General features: G+C 31.5%; 10 protein-coding genes. 7 read left to right on the top strand and 3 right to left on the bottom strand.

Annotation, left to right across the window (positions count from 1 at the left end; genetic code table 11):
• Positions 1-178 precede the first annotated feature (178 nt).
• Positions 179-466: a metal-sulfur cluster assembly factor gene (locus tag F555_RS0100340; RefSeq protein ID WP_018153245.1), complete on the top strand. Its 288-nt coding sequence runs from the start codon at positions 179-181 to the stop codon at positions 464-466.
• Between the two features lie 101 nt (positions 467-567).
• Positions 568-1,818 carry a histidine--tRNA ligase gene (gene hisS, locus F555_RS0100335; RefSeq protein ID WP_018153244.1) on the top strand — a complete coding sequence of 417 codons (1,251 nt, stop codon included), beginning with the start codon at positions 568-570 and terminating at the stop codon, positions 1,816-1,818.
• 23 nt (positions 1,819-1,841) lie between these two features.
• Here the strand turns inward: hisS and F555_RS0100330 are convergent, their stop codons facing one another.
• Entirely contained in the window at positions 1,842-2,024 is a 183-nt protein-coding gene (locus F555_RS0100330) for a hypothetical protein (RefSeq protein ID WP_018153243.1), read from the bottom strand.
• 271 nt (positions 2,025-2,295) lie between these two features.
• Positions 2,296-2,565: a DNA-binding protein Alba gene (gene albA, locus F555_RS0100325; RefSeq protein ID WP_018153242.1), complete on the bottom strand. Its 270-nt coding sequence runs from the start codon at positions 2,563-2,565 to the stop codon at positions 2,296-2,298.
• A gap of 110 nt (positions 2,566-2,675) precedes the next feature.
• Between albA and F555_RS0100320 the strand changes: the two genes are divergently transcribed.
• Genes F555_RS0100320 through dpdA form a run of 5 tightly spaced genes read left to right on the top strand, consistent with a single transcriptional unit; the run spans position 2,676 to position 8,430 of the window.
• On the top strand, positions 2,676-3,359 hold the full coding sequence (locus F555_RS0100320; protein ID WP_018153241.1) for a protein kinase: 684 nt from the start codon (positions 2,676-2,678) through the stop codon (positions 3,357-3,359).
• A gap of 31 nt (positions 3,360-3,390) precedes the next feature.
• Positions 3,391-3,843 (top strand): peroxide stress protein YaaA, encoded by a 453-nt coding sequence (gene yaaA, locus F555_RS0100315; RefSeq protein ID WP_018153240.1) that lies wholly within the window; start codon positions 3,391-3,393, stop codon positions 3,841-3,843.
• 19 nt (positions 3,844-3,862) lie between these two features.
• Positions 3,863-6,133: a DEAD/DEAH box helicase gene (locus tag F555_RS0100310; RefSeq protein ID WP_018153239.1), complete on the top strand. Its 2,271-nt coding sequence runs from the start codon at positions 3,863-3,865 to the stop codon at positions 6,131-6,133.
• 17 nt (positions 6,134-6,150) lie between these two features.
• On the top strand, positions 6,151-7,083 hold the full coding sequence (locus F555_RS0100305; RefSeq protein ID WP_018153238.1) for a PD-(D/E)XK nuclease family protein: 933 nt from the start codon (positions 6,151-6,153) through the stop codon (positions 7,081-7,083).
• A 21-nt stretch (positions 7,084-7,104) separates the two neighbouring features.
• Positions 7,105-8,430, top strand: a complete 1,326-nt coding sequence (gene dpdA, locus F555_RS0100300; RefSeq protein WP_018153237.1) for a tRNA-guanine transglycosylase DpdA — start codon at positions 7,105-7,107, stop codon at positions 8,428-8,430.
• 183 nt (positions 8,431-8,613) lie between these two features.
• Here dpdA and F555_RS0100295 read toward each other — a convergent pair.
• A partial coding sequence (locus F555_RS0100295; protein ID WP_018153236.1) for a V4R domain-containing protein occupies positions 8,614-8,947 on the bottom strand: 334 nt, incomplete at its 5' end.

The following is an 8,947-nucleotide window of genomic DNA, read 5'->3' as shown; positions in this document are numbered from 1 at the left end:
TAACACCATAACAACACTTTTAAAGGGTTTAAGAAGAAATATTATATTTTGGAATCCAAACCTTTTTTTAAAAGGTTTGGAGATTAACACCATAATTTACTTTAATAAGTACATATTTTATAAATAATGAAAATTAAATTAAGTTATTGAAATTATTGAATTTAAAAAGGTGTATAAAATGGTTTCAAAAGACGATATAATAAATGCTTTGAAAAAAGTTGCAGACCCGCACATGGGTGTGAGTATCGTAGATATGGGATTAATAAACGATGTAGAAGTAGATGAAGAAGGAAACGTGTCCTTTACACTAACCCCGACAAACCCAGGATGTATGAGTGTTATTGGAATGGCAGCAGGTGCAAAACAAGCTGCTAGTGAAGTTGAAGGGGTAAAAAGCGTTAAAGTGACCGTTAAAGGACACATGATGGAAAATGATATTAACGAGATTTTGAGTAGAGAAGAATAATAAATAAGATCAAGAATAACAAAAATTTTTAAACTTCTTTTTTTGATTTTTTTTAGTATAGTTTTTTTAAAATTTAATAAATTCAATGTAGGGAGGAAACAATGTTTCAAAAACCAAAAGGAACTAGAGATTTTTTACCTGAAGAAATGAAAAAAAGGAAAGTTATTGAAGGTAAATTAAGAGAAGTTTTTGACAGCTACAATTTTAAAGAAATAGCCACCCCAACCTTTGAGAGTTTTGAGCTCCTATCAAAAAAAACCGGGGAAGAAATAAGGAACCAACTGTTTGTTTTTAAAGACCATGGAGACAGGGAGATGGGTTTAAGACCTGAATTAACGTCCTCTGTTGCTAGGTTCTATATAAATGAACTTAAGAACTTACCAAAACCTGTAAAGATATACTACTTTGCAAACTGTTTTAGATATGAAAATCCTCAGGCAGGTAGATATAGGGAATTTTGGCAGATGGGCTGTGAATTAATAGGTAGCAGCCGACCAATAGCAGATGCAGAAGTTATAAACTTGGCAATTGAGGGTTTGAAAAACATTAACATGGATTTTGAAATACATATCGGTCATTTAGGTGTTTTAAAAGGAGTATTTGAGAAGTTGGGAATATCCGGGGACGAAGAGACTAAAATAAGAAGGTTGATTGATAAGGAAGATTTGGAAAATTTAAAAAAGCTCTTGGAAGAAATTGAAAATACAAAGGGAATTGAAGTCAAAAACATTATATTTGAAGTTTTAGAATGCAAAGGTGGAAAAGAGGTTATATCCATACTAAAGGAAAAATTATCTGATTTTCCAACTTCCATAGATGCTTTAAACAACTTAGAAGAGATTTTAGAATTTGTAAAACATGAATATATTATTAACTTTGGTATAGCAAGAGGTTTGGATTACTACACAGGTATGGTATTTGAAATATACGGTAAGAGAGAAGGTGCAAGGCAAGTATGCGGTGGAGGAAGATATGATAATTTAATAGAGCTCTTTGGTGGAGAAAGTACCCCTGCAGTTGGTTTTGCATATGGTTTTGACAGAATAATGTTGAATATAGATGATTTTGAAGTGGAAGAAGAAGCCATATTGGTAGCTCCAGTTAAAAACGACGAGAAATTATTAAAAGAATGTCAAAAAATTGTGAATATATTGAGGGAAAATTCCAAAGTAGCTGAAATAGATTTAATGGGCAGAAAACTCGGTAAAGTATTGAACTATGCCAACAGCGTAGGAATTAAGAAAGTAATCATAGTTGGTGAAAAAGAGCTAAGTGAAGGAAAAGTTTCTTTAAGAGATATGAAAACAGGAGAGCAGGAATTAATAAATTTAGACGATATAAAAAATATTTAAGTATGTATATTTGTTAAATAATATTACAACTTATTTTTTAAGTTTTCATTTTCGTCCTTTAACTTTTCATAGATTTTTTTGTATGGTTCAGGATCCAAACCAGTTTCCTTAACCATGTCAATTAAAGCTTCAAAATGTTCTTCAGTATGTTCTAAGGTATGGAGTAGTTTTTTTATTTTCTTTTCTTTTTCAGTCATTTCAACCATCTTATCACCTATTATTTATTTTACTTGACGAAAATCCCTTAATTTTAGGAATATCGACAAGACCGAAGGTTTTGTGAATCTTAACGAAAACCTTTAATCTGCTTCAATGTCTTGATATTATTCATTATATAGTAATATTATTTTATATTTTATATTACTTTTTATTACTTTAGTTTAGATATGGTACTAAAATTTTTAATAAACAATGTAAATTCAAAAAATAGTAAAAACTTAAATAAATTTTAAATATATAATAAAAAACATAATAATATTATTTTTCCAGGACTATTTCAATGGTAGAGATGTTTACACTTTTTCCATCGTCGTTTTGTACTTTATCAGTGCCTAAATTTATTTCTTTTACTTTTACTTCTGGTAAAAACCTATTTCTTACCATTTCCTCGACATCTACTGCTCTGCTAATTGCCTTCCCCCTAGCTTTTATTCTAACTTCTTTAGCGTTTTCGGTGTTAAACTGGGTGATCACTGCTAGAACATAATTCATTACTCCCTTGTTCCCTACATATACTGTACTGTCCATGATATCCCTCCTTTACGAATAAATCAATATGAATTGGTGATATATATACTTTGTCAATTAATTTAAATATACATATTTAGTGACTGATATTATATATTATTGGTGGAACAATGATAAATAAAAATTCCAAGATTCAAATTGAAGGTTGTGATGGTGTTATAGCCAATATAATAGATTGGGATATTGTTGAAAAGCTTGTAAAAAATGATATTACGCCTGTAGAGGTTATAGGTAAAGGGCATCGGGGTATTGTTTTAAAAGGATTTAGTGAGAAATATAAGGATTCTAACGGTAATTATATTCAATTGGCCATAAAGATTCCAAGAAAGGATACTCCGAAAAACACAATATTTCATGAAGGAACAGTATTGGAAAAAACAAACAAATTCAATGTGGGACCAAAAGTCTATGAATTCACTAACGAATATCTTTTAATGGAATATGTTGAGGGAATCACATTAAGGGATTATATCGATAGATGTAATAAGGAAGAAATCCTGTGGATAATTGAAGAATCACTAAGACAATGTTTAAAACTCGATTTGCATAGTATAGACCATACCGAGATTCAAGGGGGAAAGCACATAATAATTAGTAAACATAAAATATATATCATCGATTTTGATAAGGCAAGATTGAAAAATCCTCATAACTTTACCAGCGCAATGTCGCTTTTCTTTGGAGGGGGATATATCTCGGAAAAGGTGAAAAATATTTTAAACATGTCCGAAGAAGAAGAGAAGGATTTAAGAAAACTTGCCAAGCTTTATAAAAATTGTTTTAAGGAAAAATAAAACCGATAATAAAAAATAAATAAGGGAAACTATGGGAAACACCAATAAAAAATACTTATTAATTTTATCCTGTTCAAAAACAAAGAAGAATGTTGATAGAGCTCCTGCAATAGAGCTCTACGATGGTATGTATTATAAAGTTTTAAAAAAGAACTATCCAACTAATGCGAATTTAGATATATTAATACTATCTGCAAAGTACGGTTTAATCGAATCCAATGAAATAATTGATTATTATGATCAACTAATGACTAATAAAAGAGCGGAAGAATTAAAGGATAATGTTAAATCAAAACTAAAAGAGGTTTTAAAAAATAATAATTACGATACCATATTCATAAACTTAGGCAAAGTATATGAGAAGGCATTTGATGATGAGTGCAGGGAGCTCTTAGAAAACTATAATACACATTGGATTGGGGGCATGATTGGAGAGAGGCTCCAGCAATTGAAAGAATGGCTTATATCAATTAATAATAAATAAAATAACAACGGGGGTTAGAATGACATTAAATCCAAATGAATTTATAAACTCTATTGAATCAATACTGGGGTATGAGCTCAACGAGGAACAAAAGGAAGTAATACTTCACAAAGATGGTCCCTTATGGGTTGTGGCAGGTCCTGGTTCTGGTAAAACTGAAGTTTTGGTGGTTAGAACTTTAAAGCTTATTTATGTGGATGAGGTAGATCCAAAATCCATAATATTAACCACATTTACAAAGAAGGCTTCTCAAAACTTATTTAATAGGATTTTAAATCATTCAAATAAACTTTGTGATATACATCCTGAGTTAAAAGAGCGTGACATTGATATTCATAGTTTAAGGGTTGGGACACTCCACAGTTTATGTTCCGACATAATGAAGGAATATAAATATGTAGATTATGAAAATTACAAACTAATGAATGAAATGGAAAACTACCTTTTTGTATACAATCACTGCGAGCTCGTAAAAAATGCAAAATACTACGATGAGAAATTATGGAAAAGATTTATGTATTTAGTTAGAAAATGGGACGGCGATAATAAACAATGGATTATTGATTATAAAGATAGAGCTCGACTGACTAATGCCATAATTACCTTGTTTAATAGAATTGTGGAAGATAGGTTGGATTTAGATAAAATGAAGGGGAGCTCTAAAAGTCACTACAGAATATTGGCAGAAGAATATGAAAAATTTATTGATAAATTGGAGGAATTTAAATTATGCAACTTTGCCACGGTACAGTTAAAGTTCCTTGAATTTTTAAATTCTGAGGATGGTGAGTTATTCTTAAATGGTGGTGGGCACAATCCAAGAATAGAATATATTATGGTGGATGAATACCAAGACACCAATCCAATTCAGGAGGAAATATATTTTGAGCTGGCAAAGCATACTGAAAATAAAAATTTATGCGTCGTAGGGGATGATGACCAAGCCTTGTATCGATTTAGAGGGGGAACTGTTGACTGCATGGTGAGGTTTGATGATTCATGTATGGAAAGGTTAGGAGCTCCGAAGGAAAGTGTCAAAAAAATATTTTTAAAGTCAAATTATAGGTCGCATAAGGATATTGTGAATTATTATAATAAATATATTAAATCCTTCGAAAACCTAAAAAATGTTGAAATGGAAAAAGCAAGAGTTAAGGACAAGCCCCCATTGGAGCCAAAAAAACCAATTACTGAAACATATCCAGCTTTAAGTTACCTAGAAGAAGAAACAGATGAGGAATTGGCAAAGAAGGTTGTAACTGCTGTAAAATATTTTAAAGAAAATAACATTGTTGAGGATTATTCTCGGTGTGTGCTGTTAATTAGAAGCACACGGGAGATGGATTATAATGGAGAAAATTCGTTTGTAGGTCATGTTGTAAAGGGATTATCCAATAACGGTATTGAAACCTATAACCCAAGGTCTAAGAATTTTTTAAGTCAGGAGGAAATAAAATTGGCATTGGGGGCATTTGTATCCATTGTGGATGATGATCTATATGTACTGGAAAATAAACTGAGCTCGGAAAGTATAAGTTCTGAGGTCGTAAAGTGGTTTGAGAAGTATGAAAAAAATAAGGATAAATATCCTGAATTAAAAGAATATGTAGATAAATCTGTTGAGAAAATCAAAAGCATGAAGTCGGGAGAATGGACCAATGCAACCATTCAAGGTATTCTTTATAAAATATTTGCATGTAGTCCGTTTTTAGAGTGGATGGATGACCCTGAAAAAAGTTGTAGGCTGGCAAAACTCACCCAAATATTTGATAGCTATTCAGCCACGCCAACGGATAATCCTGATGTGAGTATGGGAGCTCTGAAAATTGATTCAGAGGAAGATGGAAAAATTGACACAGAATGGTTGATAAACTTTTATGGCTCGTTGGTGGGGCACTTTATAAATGGAGTAGATGATTTAGAGGATGAGGAAGTAATTATTCCTGAGGGAAAATTTCCAATTATGACTGTACATCAGGCAAAAGGTTTGGAATTTCCAATAGTTTTCGTATATGTTGAGAATTGGAAAGCTGAAGCAGATACTGGTACAAGATTAGAAGGGGAACTTTCTAAATTTACAGATTTTAAAAGGATTACAACCAATCAATTTATGAAAACAAATCAAGATATGGTGAGATTTCATTATGTGGCGTACTCACGAGCTCAGTATGCACTCATACATTTGTGGAGCTCTGAGAATCTATCCAAAAGAAAGAACGGTAAATTATATGGGTTTATGAAGGGGCGTCTTAACAATCTTAAAAATTATATTAAAAACAATTTTAATTAAATCAATTGGTGGGTTAAATGCTAATAAATATATTGGACAAATATAATTCCTTAAAGATAAAAAAAGAAGATAAAACGGAAAAAATAAAACAAAAATACAGCGTTACAGCAGATATATTATCATTTCAAATATGTAAGAGGCAGTATGGATTTAATACCGTGAAAGGATTTAATAGCACCCAAGAAACACAGGAATGGCACGGAACATTAATTCATCAAGTTTTAAGCATGCTACATAGAAAATATTTTCAAAATGTTAAACTTAGAGATAAAGGAATTATGGACGATAATCAAGTAATGCCCACAGATAAGGATGTGGAAGAATTCTTTAAAAAGGCAAATGAAACTTTAAAATCAAGAGGAATACATCCAAAGAGTAGGGAAAATGAAGAAAGGATACTAAATATCTTAAAAACATTCAATGAAAAGGAAGGAAAAACCCTTTATCCAAAAATTATAGATACAGAATTAAGATTGCAAGCAGATATGGGAAATTATATATTGTATGGAGTAATAGATGCTGTCGTTGAAGGGAATGATGGTATTGAAATATGGGACTACAAAGGAATGAAGTTTCCAGTGCCTGATCAGGATGGCAAGAAAAATAAAAAACTCGAAAGATATGAATATCAAATGCGTGTTTATGCCGAGCTCTACAAACAGAGGTTCGGAAACTATCCTTCAAAATGTGTATTGTATTTTATGAATGAGCTCAATACTCCAAATTCTCAAAATTTAAAGTACGAAATTGATTTTAGCGACGAGAACAATATTGTTAAAATTAAGGAATCCATTGATGATTTCTCAAATACTGTTGGGGAAATAGAATATTGCAAAGAAAACAACGATTGGAGTATCGAGAAGGAATCCGATAAAGAAACATGTGATGTGTGTGATTTAAAATGGGGTTGTCCAGCTGTTAAAGGAAAATATTCCATAGAGCCTCTTTAAATATATAAATGGTGTGATGTGATGATAAAATACTTTTTACCTGATTGGGAAGATAGGGTAGACCCAAATTTTGATTTTATTAATGATGAGTATTCCGAGGGGCATAAGCAAGACATATATAACAATGATGTTTATGCCCACCAAATTTTTAAAGAACCTCCTTATGACGGTATTTTATTCAGTTTAAGCGTTTTTCAATCTAAAATTTCATTGAACAGCAACAAGGGAATTTACAAAATAAGAAACCACACAAATATAAAGGAATATTTGAAGATTCCTAAGAGCTCCAGTTTAGAAGTTATGGGGGATTGTGGAGCATTTGGATATGTTAATGAAAAAGAACCTCCTTTACCATTTTACAGTGTCGAGAATGTTTCGAAATTATATGATAAGTTAGGATTTGATTATGGTGTAGCTCCCGACCATTTAGTCGTTGATAAAATAACCATAAAAGACGATAATGGAAAAAAGAAAAGGGTTTCTTTAACTCAGAAGGAAAAAGATGATAGGATAAGCATAACCTTGGAAAATGCTGAAAAGTTTTTAAAACTACACCATAAAAAGAAGTATAATTATATTCCAATTGGGACAGCTCAAGGATATAATGTGGAAACATATAGGAGCTCTGTTAAAGCGTTGGTAGATATGGGTTATAACTACATAGCTCTTGGAAGTCTTGTATGTTATAAAACCAATACTATATTGAATATACTACAGGGGATTCAACCGGTTATAAATGAAGACATAAAAATTCATTTATTCGGTGTTGTAAGACTTAATGCACTGAAAAAATTTGAGGAATTGGGAGTTAAAAGTGTGGATAGTACATCGTTCCTACGAAAAGCATGGCTCAGGTCTGGTCAAAATTACATAACAAAAGAAGGTAATGGATATGCTGCTATAAGAGTTCCGCAAGCTTCAAACCCCAGGTTATTAAAGAATGCCAATATCAATGGTTATTCAATTGAAAATCTAAAAAAGATGGAAAATGAAGTATTGTGTGCCCTTAACAAATACGAGAAAGGAGAAATAAGTATAGATGAAGTACTGGATTCTATAATGAGGTATGATAACCTTTTCATGAGAAATTCAAATGATGGTAAAAATCTCAGAGAAAAGTATTATAAAACTCTAATAGATCGACCTTGGGAATCGTGTGAATGTCCAATATGTAAGGAGTTGGGTATTCAGGTTATTATATTTAGAGGAACTAATCGGAATAAGAGAAGAGGATTTCACAATATATGGGTACTTAGACAGCTGATGAAAAAGGAGTTATCTACAAACATTTCAATTAATGCTCAAAGTACGCTTGATGAGTTTTCACAAATTCACGGAATTGATTGATAGAATATGATCAATACCTTAATAGATTAAATATTAATTTTAAAACCGGGATGAACTTGATTATCCTATTTAACTACGATATTCTTAGAACTGCTCGAAACCTTTATTTGCCTTGACATTAAAAAAGAAAAAAATTTAAGAAGCTTGCTATATGAGGATACTGATTTACTTTTTTATTAATATTTAATTTAGATCGGATGAAGGTTGGATATCATGTACTTCAAATTCGCAGTAATCATCACCCATAGCATGACATTTTGTCTCGGTAACTTTTACATCTTCATTTAAGATATTATTTAAACAGCCGGCGATAATACCTGCCTCGAAAAAACAGACTGACTGTCCCACATTTGGCAAACCTGAGCAACCTATACATTCTGTAACTCTGATTTTTAATGGATCTTCATCAACAACATCTAAAATCCCAATACCGAGCTCCATAAAAAGTTCTTTCATTTCGTCCATCGTTTTAACATTACAATTTTCTCCAACGTACCTTCCGGCAAAATATATTTTA

The organism is Methanothermococcus thermolithotrophicus DSM 2095 (genome assembly GCF_000376965.1).
Classification (GTDB): Archaea; AGJL01; Methanococci; order Methanococcales; family Methanococcaceae; genus Methanothermococcus; species Methanothermococcus thermolithotrophicus.
This window is presented reverse-complemented; position numbering and strand designations above follow the sequence as displayed.